Origin of the sequence: Seleniivibrio woodruffii (assembly GCF_004339245.1) — a bacterium.
Taxonomy (GTDB): Bacteria; Chrysiogenota; Deferribacteres; order Deferribacterales; family Geovibrionaceae; genus Seleniivibrio; species Seleniivibrio woodruffii.
On sequence record NZ_SMGG01000006.1, the window covers coordinates 121,788 to 138,970 of the forward strand.

15 protein-coding genes are annotated in these 17,183 nt (G+C 51.3%); 5 read left to right on the top strand and 10 right to left on the bottom strand.

Annotated features, from left to right (window positions below; genetic code table 11):
* Nucleotides 1-8: 8 nt before the first annotated feature.
* The 3 genes from C8D98_RS11610 to C8D98_RS11620 are packed head-to-tail and all read right to left on the bottom strand — an operon-like array spanning nucleotide 9 to nucleotide 3,396.
* Complete coding sequence (locus C8D98_RS11610; RefSeq protein WP_132874326.1) at nucleotides 9-692, bottom strand: ABC transporter ATP-binding protein; 684 nt, start codon at nucleotides 690-692, stop codon at nucleotides 9-11.
* Entirely contained in the window at nucleotides 692-1,957 is a 1,266-nt protein-coding gene (locus C8D98_RS11615) for an efflux RND transporter periplasmic adaptor subunit (RefSeq protein ID WP_132874327.1), read from the bottom strand. The genes C8D98_RS11610 and C8D98_RS11615 overlap by 1 nt, the downstream gene beginning before the upstream one ends.
* Complete coding sequence (locus tag C8D98_RS11620; protein WP_165871309.1) at nucleotides 1,954-3,396, bottom strand: efflux transporter outer membrane subunit; 1,443 nt, start codon at nucleotides 3,394-3,396, stop codon at nucleotides 1,954-1,956. Before C8D98_RS11620 ends, C8D98_RS11615 begins: the two co-directional genes overlap by 4 nt.
* A 335-nt stretch (nucleotides 3,397-3,731) precedes the next feature.
* Here C8D98_RS11620 and C8D98_RS11625 point away from each other — a divergent pair, with 335 nt between their 5' ends.
* The 3 genes from C8D98_RS11625 to C8D98_RS11635 are packed head-to-tail and all read left to right on the top strand — an operon-like array spanning nucleotide 3,732 to nucleotide 7,812.
* Nucleotides 3,732-4,544, top strand: a complete 813-nt coding sequence (locus C8D98_RS11625) for an electron transfer flavoprotein subunit beta/FixA family protein (RefSeq protein ID WP_132874329.1) — start codon at nucleotides 3,732-3,734, stop codon at nucleotides 4,542-4,544.
* Between the two features lie 18 nt (nucleotides 4,545-4,562).
* The gene (locus C8D98_RS11630) at nucleotides 4,563-5,891 is read left to right on the top strand and encodes an electron transfer flavoprotein subunit alpha (RefSeq protein ID WP_132874330.1); all 1,329 of its coding nucleotides are present in this window, start codon (nucleotides 4,563-4,565) and stop codon (nucleotides 5,889-5,891) included.
* Nucleotides 5,884-7,812 (top strand): heterodisulfide reductase-related iron-sulfur binding cluster, encoded by a 1,929-nt coding sequence (locus C8D98_RS11635; RefSeq protein ID WP_132874331.1) that lies wholly within the window; start codon nucleotides 5,884-5,886, stop codon nucleotides 7,810-7,812. The genes C8D98_RS11630 and C8D98_RS11635 overlap by 8 nt, the downstream gene beginning before the upstream one ends.
* A 67-nt stretch (nucleotides 7,813-7,879) precedes the next feature.
* Here C8D98_RS11635 and C8D98_RS11640 read toward each other — a convergent pair whose 3' ends face one another.
* The 5 genes from C8D98_RS11640 to C8D98_RS11660 all read right to left on the bottom strand — a co-directional run bounded on the left by C8D98_RS11640 (nucleotide 7,880) and on the right by C8D98_RS11660 (nucleotide 14,818).
* Nucleotides 7,880-8,158, bottom strand: coding sequence for an MTH895/ArsE family thioredoxin-like protein (locus C8D98_RS11640; RefSeq protein WP_132874332.1), 279 nt, complete (start codon nucleotides 8,156-8,158; stop codon nucleotides 7,880-7,882).
* Between the two features lie 264 nt (nucleotides 8,159-8,422).
* The gene (locus C8D98_RS11645) at nucleotides 8,423-11,050 is read right to left on the bottom strand and encodes a chemotaxis protein CheW (protein ID WP_132874333.1); all 2,628 of its coding nucleotides are present in this window, start codon (nucleotides 11,048-11,050) and stop codon (nucleotides 8,423-8,425) included.
* Between the two features lie 354 nt (nucleotides 11,051-11,404).
* On the bottom strand, nucleotides 11,405-12,436 hold the full coding sequence (locus C8D98_RS11650) for a zinc-binding metallopeptidase family protein (RefSeq protein ID WP_132874334.1): 1,032 nt from the start codon (nucleotides 12,434-12,436) through the stop codon (nucleotides 11,405-11,407).
* Nucleotides 12,436-13,362: an alpha-E domain-containing protein gene (locus tag C8D98_RS11655; protein ID WP_132874335.1), complete on the bottom strand. Its 927-nt coding sequence runs from the start codon at nucleotides 13,360-13,362 to the stop codon at nucleotides 12,436-12,438. The genes C8D98_RS11650 and C8D98_RS11655 overlap by 1 nt, the downstream gene beginning before the upstream one ends.
* A 1-nt stretch (nucleotide 13,363) precedes the next feature.
* Nucleotides 13,364-14,818 carry a circularly permuted type 2 ATP-grasp protein gene (locus C8D98_RS11660; protein ID WP_132874336.1) on the bottom strand — a complete coding sequence of 485 codons (1,455 nt, stop codon included), beginning with the start codon at nucleotides 14,816-14,818 and terminating at the stop codon, nucleotides 13,364-13,366.
* 149 nt (nucleotides 14,819-14,967) lie between these two features.
* Between C8D98_RS11660 and C8D98_RS11665 the strand changes: the two genes are divergently transcribed.
* Nucleotides 14,968-15,822, top strand: coding sequence for a class I SAM-dependent methyltransferase (locus C8D98_RS11665; RefSeq protein WP_132874337.1), 855 nt, complete (start codon nucleotides 14,968-14,970; stop codon nucleotides 15,820-15,822).
* Entirely contained in the window at nucleotides 15,822-16,487 is a 666-nt protein-coding gene (locus C8D98_RS11670; RefSeq protein ID WP_165871310.1) for an RluA family pseudouridine synthase, read from the top strand. Before C8D98_RS11665 ends, C8D98_RS11670 begins: the two co-directional genes overlap by 1 nt.
* On the opposite strand, the gene C8D98_RS11675 is transcribed toward C8D98_RS11670, so the two are convergent.
* Entirely contained in the window at nucleotides 16,465-16,983 is a 519-nt protein-coding gene (locus tag C8D98_RS11675; protein WP_132874339.1) for a DUF3795 domain-containing protein, read from the bottom strand. The genes C8D98_RS11670 and C8D98_RS11675 overlap by 23 nt on opposite strands.
* Nucleotides 16,980-17,147, bottom strand: a complete 168-nt coding sequence (locus tag C8D98_RS13775; protein WP_165871311.1) for a hypothetical protein — start codon at nucleotides 17,145-17,147, stop codon at nucleotides 16,980-16,982. The genes C8D98_RS11675 and C8D98_RS13775 overlap by 4 nt, the downstream gene beginning before the upstream one ends.
* Between the last annotated feature and the right edge of the window lie 36 nt (nucleotides 17,148-17,183).

Below are 17,183 nucleotides of genomic sequence, written 5' to 3' on the forward strand. Positions count from 1 at the left end.
TCCGCATGTCACACCACCAGTCCGTCTTTAAAATGGATGCACCGTTTGGCGTATGCCGCCATTTCCGGCTCGTGGGTCACCATTACGATTGTTATGCCCTGTTCGCTGTTCAGCCTTGTCAGAAGCTCCATGATCTCCACACTGCGGGCGGAGTCAAGGTTTCCGGTGGGTTCGTCTGCAAACAGAACCGAAGGGCTGGTGACTATCGCCCTTGCTATCGCCACCCTCTGCTGCTGACCGCCTGAAAGCTCGTTGGGGTTGTGCTTCTCCCAGCCGTTCAGCCCCACCATACCCAAAGCTCTCGCCGCCTCCTTCTTCCTTTCGGAGGCCGAAACCCCTCTGTAAAGGAGCGGAAGTTCCACGTTCTCTATTGCGCTGGTGCGGCTAAGCAGGTTGAATCCCTGAAAAACGAAGCCTATGTAATTACGGCGCAGTCTCGCCAGCTGATCTCTGTCCAGTCCGCCCACCTCCACACCGCCGAAACGGTACGATCCGCCTGAGGGTGTGTCCAGACATCCCAGAATGTTCATACAGGTGGATTTGCCGGAGCCGCTCGGCCCCATGACCGCAACAAAATCACCCGATTCGATGGTTATGTCGATGCCACGTAGAGCGTGCATCTCCGACTGCCCCATCCCGTATATCTTTGTCACGCCCTTAAGCTCTATGAGCGGCGTGTTTCCCGTTTCCATCACTTACCCTTTGCGTTTACTGTGCCGATGACCAGTTCGTCACCCGCTTTTATATCCCCCTGAATAAGCTCTCTGCCGTTTCCGTTGCTCTCTCCTGTGGCAACCTCAACAGGCTGGGGCATTCCGTTCACCAGTTTGTAGACTGTCTGCGCTCCCTCTTTTTTCTGTCGGGGAGCGGTTTTTGCCGCTCTGAGGGGACGGGGCATCAGCTTGCTGACGAAAGAACCGCCGGAAGCATCCATTGCGGGGGGCGCATATCTGAACGCTTCGTTGGGGATTATCACTGCGTTCTTCTGCTCTTTGACTATTATGTCGGATGTGGCGGTCATTCCGGGGCGAAGGAGCATATTGCTGTTGTCCACCCTGATGACGGTTGCATAGGTGACCACGTTGTCAACGGTCTCAGAGCCGTATCTGGCCTGAGTTATGTCACCTTTGAAGACCTTGTCGGGATATGCGTCCACAGTGAACTCCGCACGCATCCCCTCTTTCACCTGACCTATGTCCGCCTCATCAACGTTCACTATAAGCTCCATCTCTTTCAGATCCTCCGCAAGGGTGAAGAGCACCGGAGCCTGATATGAAGCCGCAACGGTCTGACCGGGTTCAACGCTTCTGGTGAGCACAACCCCGTTCACAGGCGACAGAATCTTGGCCTTTGAAAGGTCTGTCTTTGCGGATTTCAGGTTCGCTTCGGCCTGTGCGGACTGAGCCTGCGCCGAAGCTGTGTTTGCCACCGCACGGTCATAGTCGGCCTGTGCCGCATCCATATCCGATTTTGAAGGGGACTTCCCCTGAGTTATGTCATACAGATTTTTAAGTCTGTTCAGTTTTGCCAGTGTCTCCCTTTCGGTGGCCTGCGACTGAAGAACGGTTGCCTGAGCAGCCTTAACGGCCGCCGCATACTGGGTCAGCTGACTCTCCAGCTTCTCCGTGTCCAGTTCCGCAAGGATCTGACCTTTGGTCACTTTGCTGTTGTAGTCCGCATAAACGGCCTTAACCGTTCCCGAAAGCTCACTGCCCACCTCAACCTGATTTGTGGGCTGAAGGGTTCCCGTTGCGGATATCTTTACGGTGAAATCACCCTGCTCCGCCTTAACCGTTTTATACTGCGGAATGTCGTTCTTTCCGCTCACACAGGTCTTTATGCCCAGTGCGATGACTATCACTGCGATAACGCCCAGCCAGATGAATTTTTTCCGGCCGCCGCCGCTTCTTTTTCCGCCTATTTTTCCCGCAATCTCAGCGGTGTTTACTTTGCTCATTCGCTCTTCTCCCCTGTTTCGATTGATTCCCAGCCGCCGCCGAGTGCTTTATATAAACTGACAAGGTTTGTACCCGCCGAACCTTTGCTTGTCTGGAGCTGATTGTTGTAGCTGATGTATGACTGTTCTGCGGATTTCACATCCGTATATTCCGCCAGTCCCGCCTGATATTTCTGCCTTGCAAGCAGATAGGCCGCCTCGGCGGATTCTGCCGCCTTTGCAAGCTGCAGAGCCTTGGAATACTGCTCCGAATAGCCTTTAAGGGCGTTTTCAGTCTCTTCCAGAGCGTTCAGCACAGCCGACTCATATGCCGCCAGATACTGCTTTCTGGTTTCGTCCTGAACCTTTATGTTGTTCTTTATTGCGCCGAAATCGAACAGTTTCCATGTCAGACTCGGGCCAATTGATGCGCTGGCACTCTCCTGCTTGAAGAGACTGCCGAAATCGGACGAGGAAAGCCCCAATGTACCCGAAAGGGTCAGTTTGGGATATCTGTCCGCCTCCGCAACTCCCACTCTGGCCGTCTGAGCCGCCAGTTCCCTTTCCGCCTGACGGATGTCCGGTCTGCGGCGGAGCATGTCCGCAGGGATCCCCGCTGCGGCTGAAACCGGCACAACAGGAACCACACCGCTCTGGCCGAGCATACTGTCCAGACTGCCCGGCGTCTGACCCGTCAGCACAGCAAGTCTGTTCATATACTGGGCTATGGAAAGCCGCTGATCGTGAAGGTTCGTTTTCGCATATTCAAGGGTATACTGAGCCGTGCGCACATCGGTTTCGTCCCCGGTACCCGCCCGATATTTCTTTTTCGCAATCTCATAAAGTTCAGTCTTTATGGCGATATCCTTTTCATAGTAGCTCAGGTTGCTCTGTGCGGCACGCAGAGAGATATAATTTTTCGCCGTTTCCGCAGTCAGAGAGACCAGAACGTCGTGCAGAGCCTCCTTTGAAGCCTCCGCATCGGCCGAGGCAGCCTCGATGCCCTTTCTCACTCCGCCGAACAGGTCAATCTCCCACGAGGCATCAAACCCTGCTGAATAGCTGTCCTGAGTCTGATCAACGGAAGTGTCGCCATAGTAGGTTCCCTTTGCTGATGCCGATGCCGAAAGGCTCGGTTTGCCCTCGGCCTCGGTCATTCCCAGTTTTGCACGGGATGCCGCAAGGGATGCGTAGGCCTTCTTAAGGTCGAGGTTGCCGTCAACGGTCATACCCACAAGTCTGTTCAGTGTGTCGTCGTTAAAGACCTTCCACCACTCTTTGATTATCTGCGGGTTGTCCGCCTCCGCTTTAACAGGGTTGTTCAGCGCAGTGTGCCAGCCGGCAGGAAGCTTGGCTTCCGGCCTGACATAATCACGCCCCACGGATGCACACCCGAAAACAGAAAGAACAACAGACAGATACAAAAAAATCTTTGTCAGTTTCATTGATTTAAGTCCCAATAATTTATCATTTGTTAGGTCTATGACAGTATATAGTACATTTTGTTTCGTTTGAACTGTGTTTTTCCTGTGGAATCAGCGAATAGGCAAATTGTAATAAAGCATCCGCCCGTAATTTTTGTAAAAAATTCTCAAAAACAGTTTCTATTAACTTTATTTTGTGGTACTTTACCTGCTTATAAACACCGTTTGTTTCCAGTGCTCAAAATCGCTGAAACCCTCCACAGGCAGGGTGTTCAGATTTTGAGAAGTCGTTTTATTTTAACTCAACAGAACAGACCCTGACAGGCAGAGGCTTTCACGCTTGTGAAGGCAAAGTTATATATGAGGTAGTTATGCAAGTCATAGCATGTATCAAACAAGTACCTGACACTACGCAGGTTCAGATCGACCCGAAGACGAACACTCTGGTGAGGGACGGTATACCCTTTATCGTCAACCCCTACGACACCCATGCACTGGAGGAATGTCTGAGACTCAAGGACAGATACGGATTTAAAGTCACCGCTGTTTCCATGGGACCGCCCAATGCGGAAGCGGCTCTGCGCAAAGCTCTGTCTTTGGGTGCGGACAGAGCGGTTCTTCTTTCGGACAGGGTTTTCGGAGGTGCGGACACGCTGGCAACCAGCAACGTTCTCACTGCCGCAATCCGCAAACTGGCCGAAGAGGAGGATGTTGCCATTGTTTTCTGCGGAAAGCAGACCATCGACGGCGACACGGCGCAGGTGGGTCCCGGAATCGCAACCCGTATGGAGCTGGAACAGCTCACACTTGTTGACAGGATTCTGGAGCTTGACACAGATTCGAAAAAACTGGTTGTCCGCAGAAAGCTTGAAGGCAGATACGAGACCGTGCAGACGGTTCTGCCCGCCATGATAACTGTTGTGCGGGAGATAAACCGCCCCAGATATCCCACAGTTCCCATGCGTCTGCGCTCCAAAAATGCTCAGGTTGAGGTATGGAATAACGAAGTGCTTCAGCTGGATGTCAACAAAATAGGTCTGAAAGGCTCACCTACATGGGTAAGCAAGATATTTTCGCCCCAGCGTGACAAAGGCGAAATGATCGGCGCAGGCATCAGCGATCCCAAAGACGTGGCTTCGCTGCTTCTGGACAAAATGATTGCCAAAGATATTATTACGGTCTGATAAGAGGGATTAACCAAAATGGCTGAAAAGATTAAAAAACCGAGAGGAAAGGCGAGGCTTAAGCCCGACACCTGCATATCCTGCGGTGCAAGGTGCGAAAGCGCCTGCCCCGTTGACGCCATCAGCATGGACGGCGAAGGCTCACCGTTAATAAATGACGAGAAATGTATCGGCTGCGACAAATGTGTTAAGGTCTGTCCCGCCGAAGCACTCTATATCTTCCTGACCGACGAGCAGAAAACACAGCTTGAGGCATGGGAAAAACAGAAGGCCAGAGGCTCGGCGGAAGAGGAGCTTTCCGATGAGGACAGAGCACTCAAAGACTATCTGGCTAAGTTCAGAGATGTCTGGGTGTTCATCGAGCAGACGGAAGGTGTCGCCGCTGAGGTTTCATGGGAGCTTCTGGGCGAGGGAAGAAAACTGGCCGACAAGCTCGGCGTTGAACTCTGCGCAGTGGTTATGGGCGACGGTGTCGATCACATAGCCGACGAAGCAGGCCGATACGGCGCGGAAAAGATATATCTGGCAGATATGCCGGTGTTTAAGAACTACAGAACCCAGAGCTACCACAAAGCTATGTGCTGGCTCATAGAAAAATACAAACCCGAAGTTATCCTGATGGGTGCAACCGGAATGGGGCGTGACCTCGCCGGAGCAGTGGCCACTGAGGTTGCAACGGGACTCACCGCAGACTGCACAGGGCTTGACATCGACGACAAGCGCAACCTGATGCAGACCCGCCCCGCTTTCGGCGGAAACATCATGGCAACCATCATGTGCGACAAATACCGTCCCCAGATGGCAACCGTCCGCCCCAGAGTCATGGGCATGCCCAAAAAAGCTGACACTTCCAAAGCGGTTATCATCAAAGAACAGCCCCCCGTTGCCGAGGAGGACATCCTCAGCAAGGTTTTAAGCATCATTTCCGATAAAAAGGCCGACGACGTGGACATCTCAGGTTCTGAGATTCTGGTTTCCGGCGGCAGAGGGATGATGGCTCCCCAGAACTTCAAGATACTTCAGGAGCTTGCAGACGAACTGGGCGGAACCGTTTCCGCTTCACGCTCGGCTGTGGACGCAGGCTGGATGGCACATTCCAGACAGGTGGGTCAGACAGGCAAGACCGTCCGCCCCAAAATATACGTTGCCTGCGGAATCTCCGGCGCAATTCAGCACCTTGTGGGAATGCAGGATTCCGATGTCATCATCGCCATTAACAAGGACAAGGATGCGCCCATTTTTGAAGTGGCCACCTACGGAATCGTGGGCGACCTTTTCGAGATAGTTCCCGCTCTCACAGAGGAGATCAGAAGAAGAAGGGCTGAAAAAGGTGGAAGAAATGGTTAATATCCCTTTTACTATATTGTTTGCAGTTTCAATGCTGGCGTTTGCCTTCAGCGTTTACAAAAAAGTTGCGCTGATAAGACAGGGCAGACCCACCGAAAGAACCGACAGAGGCGGACTGAGAACAGCCGCAATGCTTATAAACGCAGTATTTCAGAAGAGCGTTATCAGGGGCAGCTTCGGCTTTAACCACGCTCTGCTTTTCTGGTCGTTCCTTGTGCTTCTGGTTGCCAACGGCGAGTTTATCGTCAACGGCGTATTCCCCAGAGTTTCACTGGACAGACTGCCCGAAGCCTTTCACCACTGGCTCCTTCTGGCGTTCGACATTGTTTCTGTGCTCGTGCTCATAGCCGTTGTTGCGGCCATTCTGCGCAAGCTGTTCCACCCGCTCTATAAAGAATCACGCACCGCCGAGGCGTTCATAATCCTCGGGGTTATCGGTGCTCTTATGCTCGCATACATGGGTATAGTGGCCTTTCAGGTCATGATAGGCTGGGTTCCCTGGCAGTATGCCCCCTTCTCGGCTCTTTTCTCCGTGGTTTATGCAGGCCGCACGACACCTGTCGAGGTGCATCAGCTCGCCGTTTTCTTCTGGTGGGCGCATGCGGTACTTCTGCTGGGCTTCATAAACTTCCTGCCCTACAGCAAGCACATGCACATACTCACGGCTATTCCCAACGTTTACTTCAAACTGCTGGACAAACCCGCAGTTCCTCAGCGTGAGAACTTTGAGGAAGTGACCAATCTGGGCGCTGAATCATTCAAAGACCTTACATGGAAAGACCTTCTGGACAGCCTTACCTGCACCGAGTGCGGAAGATGTCAGGTGAACTGCCCCGCAACACTCACGGGCAAACCCCTGAACCCCAGAACGCTCATCCATAAGATAAAAGAAAATATGAACGAAAACGAGGCGGCTCTGGTGGGCGAAGGGGAACATCAGATATCCAAGGACGCAGTATGGTCATGCGTGACCTGCGGAGCCTGCATGGAGGTCTGCCCAGTTTTCATCGAGCATGCACCCAAGATAGTCAAAATGCGCAGAAACATGGTGCAGATGAACTCCGATTTCCCCGAAGAACTGCTGAACCTGTTCGAAAACATGGAACAGAGAAGCAACCCCTGGGGTATCGCTCCTTCCGAGCGCACGAAGGTTTTCACCAGCATAAAGGCTCAGGACTTCAACCCCGAAGAGACGGAATATCTCTTCTTTGTGGGCTGTGCGGGAGCGTTCGACTCACGCAGCAAACAGATATCCCTCGCCGTTGCCATGCTTATGGACGAGGCGAAGGTCACATGGGGAACTCTGGGCAAGGACGAACTCTGCTGCGGCGACAGCGTGCGCAGACTGGGCAACGAATACCTTTTTGAGCAGATGGCTCTTAAAAACGTTGAGATGTTCAAGGCCAGAGGGGTCAAAAAGATCGTGACACAGTGCCCCCACTGCTTCACAACCCTTAAGAACGACTACAAACAGTACGGACTTGAAATAGAGGTTATCCACCACACAGAACTGCTGGACACACTTGTGCGTGACGGAAAACTGAAGGTCAACGACAACCACAAGAAAACCGTAATAACCTACCACGACTCATGCTATCTGGGCAGACACAACGGAATCTACGAACAGCCCAGAAACATCATAAAGGCCATCACGGGCAAAGAACCTGTGGAGATGGAACGCTCCAAAGACACGGCATTCTGCTGCGGAGCGGGCGGCGGCCGTATGTGGATGGAGGAGAATCTGGGTACACGCATCAACGTGAACAGAGCTCAGCAGGCCATCGACACCAACGCAGGCACACTCTGCACCGCATGCCCCTACTGCATGACGATGATGTCCGACGGAATGAAGGATCTGAACACCAAGAGCATATATGTTAAAGATATAGCGGAAGTGCTGGCGGAATCGGTACTTCTGTAGGAAAAAATAAAGGGCACTTTCGGGTGCCCTTTTTTTATGTCATCATTCTGAATGGAATGAAGAATCTCTAGCCCTCACAGCCGCATCCGCAGCCGCAGCCGCCTTTGGCCGCTTTCTGTTTCAGCAGTATTTTGACCTCATGAACTGACGGCAGAGGTTTGCCCTCGTGAACCACAACCTCATCGACCACCACTCCGGGAGTGGTTTTGATATAGTTTGATATCTCTATCATATCGTTCACATATTCAACTTCGGCATGTATCCCCAGTTCATCAACGGCCTGAAGAACCGTCTGGTGCATCTTTTCGCAGTTTGAACATCCGGGGCCTAATACTTTTATTTTCATGAAACACCTCACAGGGTTTAACATAAACCTTTATCCGAAAAAAGAAAGACGGAAATAACAGAAGAATCTCTGCTTCCTCAGGTTATTGACAAAGTCTAAGCGTTATGAGATTGCCACGTCACTTTATTCGGCAACCATATTAAATGTGGACTCATACAGCCTGCGGCTGGCGTTCCTCGCAATGACGTAAATATTTGTCACTGCGAGCGTAGCGCGGCAGTCTCATCAAAGTGATGTGCCTGAAACTTTAGAATCTCTGATTCCTCAGATCATCTCTTTCAGTTTGCCTATTATCCCCTCCGGCCTCAGCACCATCAGCATCTCACCGTTTGGCTGTCCGGGGTCGGGCTTGACGATGCACTCCGTATATTTGCTGTTGTCAAGGATATGGTCGGAACACTCTACCCTGTCCAGAGGTATCTGCGGAATTTCGCCCAGAGCATCGGCTATCAGGCCGAAAAGCTGATCGCCCCTGAACCTGAGCACAATTATCTGACTGTCGTTGTCCACCTCTTTTTCGGGAAGACCAAGAATACTGCGGATATCCACCACCAGAAGCGGCAGGTCTTTGTATATCCGTCTGCCTTTCACAAACCTGTGGCTGCCGGGCACTGTGGTAAGCCCTTCGGGATTTATGGCCTCCACAACGTTTTCGGTCTTTATCCCAAGCCATTTGGTTCCGATAAAGAACGTTGCGACCTCAATGCAGTCTTTGCTGTCAGCCGTACCTTTTACCCGCACGCTGTCGCTTCTACGGCGCACAGGATGTGCGGATTCGGTATTAACCTTTGCCAGCGGTGTGAACATGAGCGCAATTACATCGTTTATGTAGCCGTCTCCCTGCTTATATTCCCTGTAGCCGCTGCTGGCATGACCGCCCACGGCATAGTAATATCCGTTGTGTTCCACAACCTTCGAAGTTCCCTGTCCGTTCTTCATATTAAAGAACTCCCTGTCGATGCTCAGGGTATCGCCGGCTTTCATCTCCGGATCGGTGGAGCTTATCACAACCCCTTTCCTGTCGGCGAATACACCGAACACGCCCTCTTCGACCTCGCCCCGCTCGTTTCTGGGCAGAGCATCCTGAAGCATGGCCAAAAACTGCGGCTCACTGTCGAAAACCACACCTATTCCGCCAATAACGCTTTTGCCCTGCCTGAAAGATGTGATGGAGGCTCCGTAGATATAAGTGTGTCTGTTGTCGTAAAGCTCGCTCGGCTCAAACTTCGAAACGCAGTACTGACTGCTCTCCTTAAGAGCCAGCGTCCCCCGAACATACTCTTTGCTGAGAACGGTACCCACCATATGCTCCTCGGTGGGGTTTGAAACGGCGATGATGCGCCCGAAGGAATCGTATACGAAAAGGTTGGTGTATACGGTGTAAAGTCCGTTTATGTACTGGAGGATTCCGGTTATCTTTTCCCTGTCCTCCTCCTCTATCTTCTGCTTGTCCAGAATCCGCTTGAAAGCGGATGTCAGCGCCCACCAGCGGCAGTCGTTCGCCCGCTCGTAGAGGTTTCTGTCCATGATGTCCACAGCCAGAGCCGCCCAGAACCAGACGTTGCTGAGAATTGAATCTATGACCGTCCTGTGCAGGTTGCCGATGGACTGCTCAAATATCTTTTTTGTCTTTGCGCCCGTGCCGGAGATGCTCCAGAGGAGCACTTTAGATGCGGGGTCGCTCTCCTTAACGTTGCCGTTCCAGACCGTTCGCTCAAGGTCGCTCTGTATCTTTTCAGCCTGAACGGGGATGCTCCTCAGTTCGCCCGAAAAGAGTCTGGGGTCGCTCATGACCGCTTCCAGAATTTTTTCGTTAATGCTCTTTTTGGCCGCACTCTCCTCGGATATCTCGAATGCACTCTCAATGGGTATCATGACGTGGCCATACCAGCCGAGGCCGAAGAACCCCTGATAGCCCTTTGTGGGTGAGGTTTTTGCGATGTATTTCTTTCCGGCGAATTTTATCATGCCGTAGTCTTTGTTCAGCACCATATCCATCTTAGCGCCGATGGGAACGTGGTGTCTGTCGGAACTGGCGATGACCATGCCGTCGGCATCCAGAATCAGCTTCACAGACCAGTCGTCTTTTGAGGTCATGTTGCGGAAGATACCCTCCATCTCGTTCGTAAAACGGAAACAGAGGCAGAGCACGCCCAGAACGTCCTCCTTCTCCTCGTTGCTTCTGGTCACCCTGTAGGCATAGATAAGGGATCTTTCATTCTGCGGCAGGAGGTCGCAATATCTGTAGACCTCCAGATACTCACCCTCAACGTTCACGGCATCTTTTATAAGGGGATCGGCGGTTTTTGTAACCCTTCCGGACTGATCCAGCTGAACCAGAACGCTGCCTTCGGTGTCCAGAAGGATGATGTTGTAGTAAACAGAATATTTTGCGACGTATTCCCTGAACCGCTCAATGAGAGCCAGCTTCATCTCCTCACGAAGCTGAGTGCGGTTCAGCGTGTCGCAGACCTCGCCGCCCTGTCCGCTTTTGCAGAGTTCGTCCAGTTCGGCGTTTTTTATTATAAAATCACGGATGTCGTCGTCCGTTGCAAGAAAGCCTATGTCGGCTGTCCTTTCGAACAGGTTGCGGATAAGGATATCCACAGCCACCTGCGCCTTTGCGCCTATCTCCTGAACGGTTTTGCGGATGTTCTCCAGCGCAAGCTGACAGAGGAGCTTGTTCGTCAGGTCGAGAAATCCCTTACGGGTTCCGGTCATATCGGTTCCCGTTCCCACCATCTGCCCCAGAATGGTCAGCAGATCCCACTGGGCGCCAAGCCGCAGCAGTTCCTCTCTGTATTCGTCCACACTGTCCATGTGGTTGATTACACCTAAAAGCGATTTCGGTATCTCAATATCTTTATAAGTGACCATTTCTTCGGCAGACATACTGTCACCCCCATCAGGTTAAATTTAGCTAAAACCGTGCCACATCATAAAAACAAATAGCATCATTAGATTATCTGAAACTTGTTAAACAAATTTAAATGGTCTGTAAGTAAAAATTAAAGATAGCTTAAATTGAAACTGCACGAAGGCGGGATTTTTTATACTGAAAACAGATTTTTCGCCAAAATAAAAAAGAGTTAGGAAATGGTGTTATTTTTCACAAAATTTCGGTGTTTAGTCCCATAGCGAAATTTGAATATTTTGTGTAATTGGAATTTTCAATAACAGAAAAGCGCAACGAATGAATAATGAATTTAAAAACGGTCAAAAAAGAATCGACCGACTAAAAAATAATCACCTGCGGGATGCAAGAATCACATTTCTGATGAAGGTAAGTTTCTCGTAAACCTCATTAGACAACACGAACGGGTAGGCATCCGCCTTTCCGACACTGCGGTTGAGGGAGTTCATAATTATAGTGAGTTCGACCCACTTTCCGATGACATCCCTGAAATTACCATTTTCAATATCAACATTAACAACACCGAAAGAAACGGCTGTTTCCAGTGTGTCCATCATGTGCAGATAGTGCGCCCACGTCTCCGCCCAGTCTTCCAGAGGGTGCATGGACGAATATGCGCTGATGTGGTGTTCAACCCAGTCCTCTGCGGGTCCGTTGGCGTAATACTCTTTAAGTGCGGCATCGTAGTCTCTTCTGTGGTCGCCGAAAAGCACATCGAAAGGTCTCTCCCACTTTGTCCCCTGAATAAGGGTCATCCAGAAATAGTGCCCCAGTTCATGGCGGAAATGCCCCAGAGTTGTACGGTATCTCTCGTTCATCTCCTCCTGCATGGAGGCTCGGTATTCCGGATCCGCCTCGGCGGCGTTCACCGTTATAACCCCGCTGCTGTGCCCTGTGTACACTATCTCCTCGAAAACGTTCGGGTTTGACCGCCTGTCCTCCAGAAAATCGAAACACAGCCCCGAAACAGGGTTCTCCGTCCTTGTCTGATAGGGCAGTCTGTTGCGGTGCATATTAAAGACCATGCGTCTTTTAGCCTCTTCCAGAGTGCGCCATCTTTTCACATTTCTGGGTATGGACTGATCAGGAATAATTCGTGTCAGGCGGCAGGATACACACTGCTCCTCGGGGTCGTTCTCACGCACAAGGATATTGCACCCCAGAGTGTCGGGGGAACGATGTTTGCAGAATCTGTAATGGCGGGTGTTCATGCCCATTGTGGCCGAAAGGAGACCGTTGCCCTTTGTTTTCAGGGTAAACATCTCCGAACCCACAATGTCTATTCCGACCAGTTTTCCGCAGTTGAAACAGATGGTGTTCTCAAAAAAGATCTCCGCTCCGCAGGAGCAGTAAAAACGTTTCATCAGTTTATTGCCGCGTTAAACCATGTATCTGAAATTGCGTTGTCGATATCATAAAGGGCTATCTGTACCTTATCCATAAAATCGTGCAGGTGCGCTATGTCTCCCTGTTTCGCTGTGAAGCTGTTCAGAAGTGTTATCACCGCCTGGGCTTTTTCCGCTACGGGAGCGCAGTTCGGAAGGCGGTTTGCGAGGATGGAGATGCTCTCTGCGCAGTATGCCACTGCTCTGGGGAACATAGCATCTTTGAGAAGAAAGTCAATAACGTCCTTGCTGGCCACCTGTCTGCGGACTGCCTGACGGTACATCTGATAAGCGTTCATCGCTTTCAGCAGGTTCATCCAGACTATCCCTTCAGTTCCTTTCAGCTTGTTTCCGCTTAGGATAAGTGAGCCGGCATCAAGAATACGGGTGGTGGTGTCCGCACGCTCCAGCAGTCTGCCCATCTGGAGAAAGGTATATGTGTGGTTTCGGGAGAGTCCGCTGGTGAGCATCCCCTCCAGCCTCTGTCCGCCCCTGATTATCTGGGTGAGAAGCTGATAGCGTCTGCTTCTGGTGGACACATAATCCTTCTCTTTTTTCGCCAGCAGATACAGTTCGTTCACAACCTCCCAGGCTTCCGTGGGCAGAATGTCCCTTGCGGTTCTGGTGTTCTCTCTGGCAAATGCCAGAGAACAGTAAAGGGAGAAGGGGTTGCGTTCGTCGCTTATCAGATAGCTCATTACGCTGTTTTCCGATCTGTCCTCATAAAGCTCGGCAAAAGATTCCTCGGCATCCATGATGGTTATCATGTTGTACCAAACGATATCCGTGCCTTTTGGCATATCCAGCATCAGGTTGGCGTAAACGTTTGCCAGTTTCGCCATATCCTCTGCCCTTTCCATATATCTTGCGAGCCAGTAGACTCTGTTTGCAACTCTTGACAGCATCTTACACCTCCTCCGGATCGATTATCCAAGTGTCCTTACTGCCGCCGCCCTGTGATGAGTTAACCACCAGAGAGCCTTCACGCAGGGCAACACGGGTCAGCCCGCCCGCCGTGCAGTATGAGCTTTCGCCCTGAAGGATGAAGGGGCGCAGATCCACATGGCGTCCGGCAAGGTTGCCGTCGTCGGTGAGGGTCGGTGTCACCGAAAGCGCCAGAGTGGGCTGTGCTATATAATTTCTGGGATTTTCCAGTATAAGTTCCCTGAACTGTTCTATCTGTTCCTGTTTTGCATGGGGGCCTACGAGCATTCCGTAGCCGCCGGATTCGTTGGCGGGTTTCACCACCAGCTTTTCCAGATTCGCCAGAACGTATTCCCGCTGGTCGGCCTCACGGCACAGATAGGTCTCAACGTTCGGTATCAAAGGTTTTTCACCCAGATAAAACTCTATCATCGCAGGCACATAGGCATAGACAACCTTGTCGTCGGCAACCCCCGTTCCCGGTGCGTTGGCTATCCCTACGTTGCCCTTTTTCCATGCACGCATAAGCCCCGGAACGCCCAGTGCCGAATCAGGCCTGAACACCTCTGGGTCGATGAAATCATCGTCTATCCTGCGGTATATGACATCCACCTTCGTCAGCCCCTCTATGGTCTTCATGTAAACCATGTCGTCGGAATCCACGAACAGGTCTGCACCCTCAACAAGCTCCGCACCCATCTGCTGGGCGAGGAAAGCATGCTCGAAGTAGGCCGAGTTGAACACTCCAGGAGTGAGAACAACTATCTCCGGTTCCTTGTCGCATTTGGGGGCTATTGAGGTCAGCATGTCGAACAGCTTCGCAGGGTAGTCGTCCACGGGTATGATGTTGATATCCTTGAACAGTTCCGGAAATACCCGCTTGGTTATCTTGCGGTTCTCCAGCATGTAGGAAACGCCGGAGGGTACACGCAGGTTGTCCTCCAGAACATACAGCGTTCCGTCGCCGTCACGCACTATGTCGCTTCCGCAGATGTTCGCCCATGCTCCGTGGGCAGGGGTCATGCCGATGCACTCCTTACGGAAGTTTTTGGATGTGGTAATGACATCCGCAGGTACGATTCCGCTCTTTATTATGTCCTGATTGTTGTAAAGATCGTTTATGAACAGGTTCAGAACCTTAAGCCTCTGCTTAAGCCCCTCTTCCGCCCTTTTCCATTCCATTCCGCAGATAACTCTGGGGATAATGTCGAACGGCCACGCACGGTCGATGTTCGTTCCGTCGCTGTAGACTGTGAACGTTATCCCAAGCTCGACTATTGCGGCATCGGCGGTCTTTTTTCTCCGGTAGATATCCTGCGTTGAAAGCGTTTGCAGGTGGCGGAAGACATCGCGGCTCGCCTCTCTGGGTTTACCCTTCGATTCGAAAAGCTCGTCGTAAAATCTCCCGGGGTCGTAATCGTTCCAATTAATGGACATATCGTGCCTCCAGACATTTACAGAGATATTCTTTTAATCTCAGTGAAAATTTATGTCAACTGACTGTGTTTCTGAATTATTGTACACCAGCCGGATTAAACTTGTTGAGTTAAATGCATAATGTGCTAATTTAATTTTTTGGAGGAAGTATGGCACAGTCAAAATCCTACCGTCTGCTGGACAGCGGACAGGGCAGAAAACTTGAGGACGTCGGCGGTTTCATCATCGACAGACCCTGCGGTCAGGCAGTCTGGGAAAAAACCCTTAAAGACGGCAGATGGCAGGAGGTTCACGCCATATTCTCCAGAGAGGGCGGCAGCAGCTGGTCATACAGAAAAAACATGCCCGCTGAATGGATAATCGACCTTGACGGGCTTAAATTCCACATCTCACCCACCGATTTCGGACATCTGGGCGTGTTCCCCGAACACCGCTACTCTTGGGGCTGGGTGCGTGAACGCATAGTAAATGCCAACCGCCCCCTGAAAGTCCTGAACCTCTTCTCCTATTCCGGTGCGGCAACAATAGCTGCCGCAAAAGAGGGGGCGGAGGTGACCCATGTTGACGCATCACAGAAGATAAACGATCTGGCCAAGCGCAACCTGAAACTGAACGGACTTGAAAGCTCAAAAGTGCGCTTTATCACTGACGACGTAATCAAATATCTCAGACGTGAAGAGAAGCGTGGAACGAAATACGACGGGGTGATACTCGACCCGCCCAGCTTCGGCAGGGGAAGCAGGGGCGAGGTGTTCAAGATCGACACCCACCTTCCTGAAATTCTGAAACTCATAAAAAAAATACTGCATCAGAACGCATCCTTTGTGGTTCTGACATGCCATACACCCGGCTATACACCAATGACGCTGAAAAATCTGCTGGTGCAGATGATGGCGGGAACAAAAGGCGAAATTGAGACATCGGAGCTGACTCTCGACAGGGGAGAAACCGAAATTCCGGTTCCCGCTGGATTCTTCGCCGCATGGAAGAGACAGGGACTTTGATGGAAATACTCTTTGCCGACAACCATGTGATAGCCGCAACAAAACCCGCAGGCATACCCACACAGCCATCTGACGGTCACAGGGACAGCTTTGAGGAAAGTGTCAAACTGTGGCTGAAAGAGCGTGACGGCAAGACGGGCAACGTCTTCCTCCATGCCCTGCACAGGCTGGACACGCCGGTCAGCGGTGCGGTTCTGTTCGCAAAGACCGACAAGGCACTCTCCAGACTAAATGCGTCCATGCGTGACAAAAAGCATAAAAAGGTCTATATGGCCGTTGTTGAAGGTGTTTTTAAGAATACTTCGGGCACTCTGAAGCATTACCACTCACATATGAGGTTCATGGCGAAAGTTACCGACAAGCCACACGAAGGCTCGAAAGAGGCTGTTTTAACCTATGAAGTGAAGGCTGTGGACGGCGGCAGGTCTCTTGTGGAAATTACGCTGGATACCGGAAGGTATCATCAGATACGAAGTCAGTTCGCCCATATCGGGCATCCCATATTCGGCGATGAGAAATACGGAAGCAAAAACAGGATGGACAGCGGAGCAATCGCCCTGCACCATTACAGAATGGGGTTCGTGCATCCGGTTTCAAAGGAATTTGTCACCGTGGTGTCCCCTTTGCCGGACGTTTTCCCTTTCAGCCGTTTTTCTGATCTTTAAGATGCTCTTTTATCTCGTCCATGTGCTCAGCAACGTATGCGTTTGCGGGTTCGTGTCCGCATTTGCGGCATTTCAGGTCATAAGCCGAGTTCGGGTATCCGCAGGCGGGGCAGGCATATCTCTGGCGCATCTCTGCCACCCAAGCATGAACACCGACCTCTGAAATCCGTTTAAAATCCTTCCGGATGTCTTTTCTGTCCGGTTTTGCCTTCTGAAAGGTCACAAGAAGCTCGCAGGTTGAGTTCTCATCGCACTCGCCGCAGCTCTGATATCCTTTTTCAGACGCGCATTTAATCAGCCCGCAGTCGCCGCAGTATGACGAAACCCTGCCGGAACGGCATCCGTCACACTTAAGATTTTCAACGGCAGTGCCGTAGGTTTCCGCAAGCTGCGCCAGCGTTTTTATATCGTTGCGCTGAGTGGCTATATACAGCGCACATCCGCCGCAGTAAAGTCCGCAAACCGCCGCAAGTACAGGCGTTCCTTTGTCACTCATTTCCGTTTCCCCTTATCAAGTTCTGCAAGATGCTTTTCAAGCCTTTCGACTACCTCTTTATGCAAACAAACCTGTCCTTCAAGAATACATTTTTCGCTTCTGCCGATAATCAGCAGGAGCTTTTCCGCATCTGTCAATTCTTCAAGTTCTTCCCTGGTTAGCATATACCGCCTCACTCTCCATATTATACAGCAAATTAT

What these genes read in the sequence shown, in the direction of transcription:
- C8D98_RS11610 (WP_132874326.1), bottom strand. Translation starts at nt 692, where the DNA reads ATGGAAACGGGAAACACGCCGCTCATAGAGCTTAAGGGCGTGACAAAG.
- C8D98_RS11615 (WP_132874327.1), bottom strand. Translation starts at nt 1,957, where the DNA reads ATGAGCAAAGTAAACACCGCTGAGATTGCGGGAAAAATAGGCGGAAAA.
- C8D98_RS11625 (WP_132874329.1), top strand. Translation starts at nt 3,732, where the DNA reads ATGCAAGTCATAGCATGTATCAAACAAGTACCTGACACTACGCAGGTT.
- C8D98_RS11630 (WP_132874330.1), top strand. Translation starts at nt 4,563, where the DNA reads ATGGCTGAAAAGATTAAAAAACCGAGAGGAAAGGCGAGGCTTAAGCCC.
- C8D98_RS11635 (WP_132874331.1), top strand. Translation starts at nt 5,884, where the DNA reads ATGGTTAATATCCCTTTTACTATATTGTTTGCAGTTTCAATGCTGGCG.
- C8D98_RS11640 (WP_132874332.1), bottom strand. Translation starts at nt 8,158, where the DNA reads ATGAAAATAAAAGTATTAGGCCCCGGATGTTCAAACTGCGAAAAGATG.
- C8D98_RS11645 (WP_132874333.1), bottom strand. Translation starts at nt 11,050, where the DNA reads ATGTCTGCCGAAGAAATGGTCACTTATAAAGATATTGAGATACCGAAA.
- C8D98_RS11650 (WP_132874334.1), bottom strand. Translation starts at nt 12,436, where the DNA reads ATGAAACGTTTTTACTGCTCCTGCGGAGCGGAGATCTTTTTTGAGAAC.
- C8D98_RS11655 (WP_132874335.1), bottom strand. Translation starts at nt 13,362, where the DNA reads ATGCTGTCAAGAGTTGCAAACAGAGTCTACTGGCTCGCAAGATATATG.
- C8D98_RS11660 (WP_132874336.1), bottom strand. Translation starts at nt 14,818, where the DNA reads ATGTCCATTAATTGGAACGATTACGACCCCGGGAGATTTTACGACGAG.
- C8D98_RS11665 (WP_132874337.1), top strand. Translation starts at nt 14,968, where the DNA reads ATGGCACAGTCAAAATCCTACCGTCTGCTGGACAGCGGACAGGGCAGA.
- C8D98_RS11670 (WP_165871310.1), top strand. Translation starts at nt 15,822, where the DNA reads ATGGAAATACTCTTTGCCGACAACCATGTGATAGCCGCAACAAAACCC.
- C8D98_RS11675 (WP_132874339.1), bottom strand. Translation starts at nt 16,983, where the DNA reads ATGAGTGACAAAGGAACGCCTGTACTTGCGGCGGTTTGCGGACTTTAC.
- C8D98_RS13775 (WP_165871311.1), bottom strand. Translation starts at nt 17,147, where the DNA reads ATGCTAACCAGGGAAGAACTTGAAGAATTGACAGATGCGGAAAAGCTC.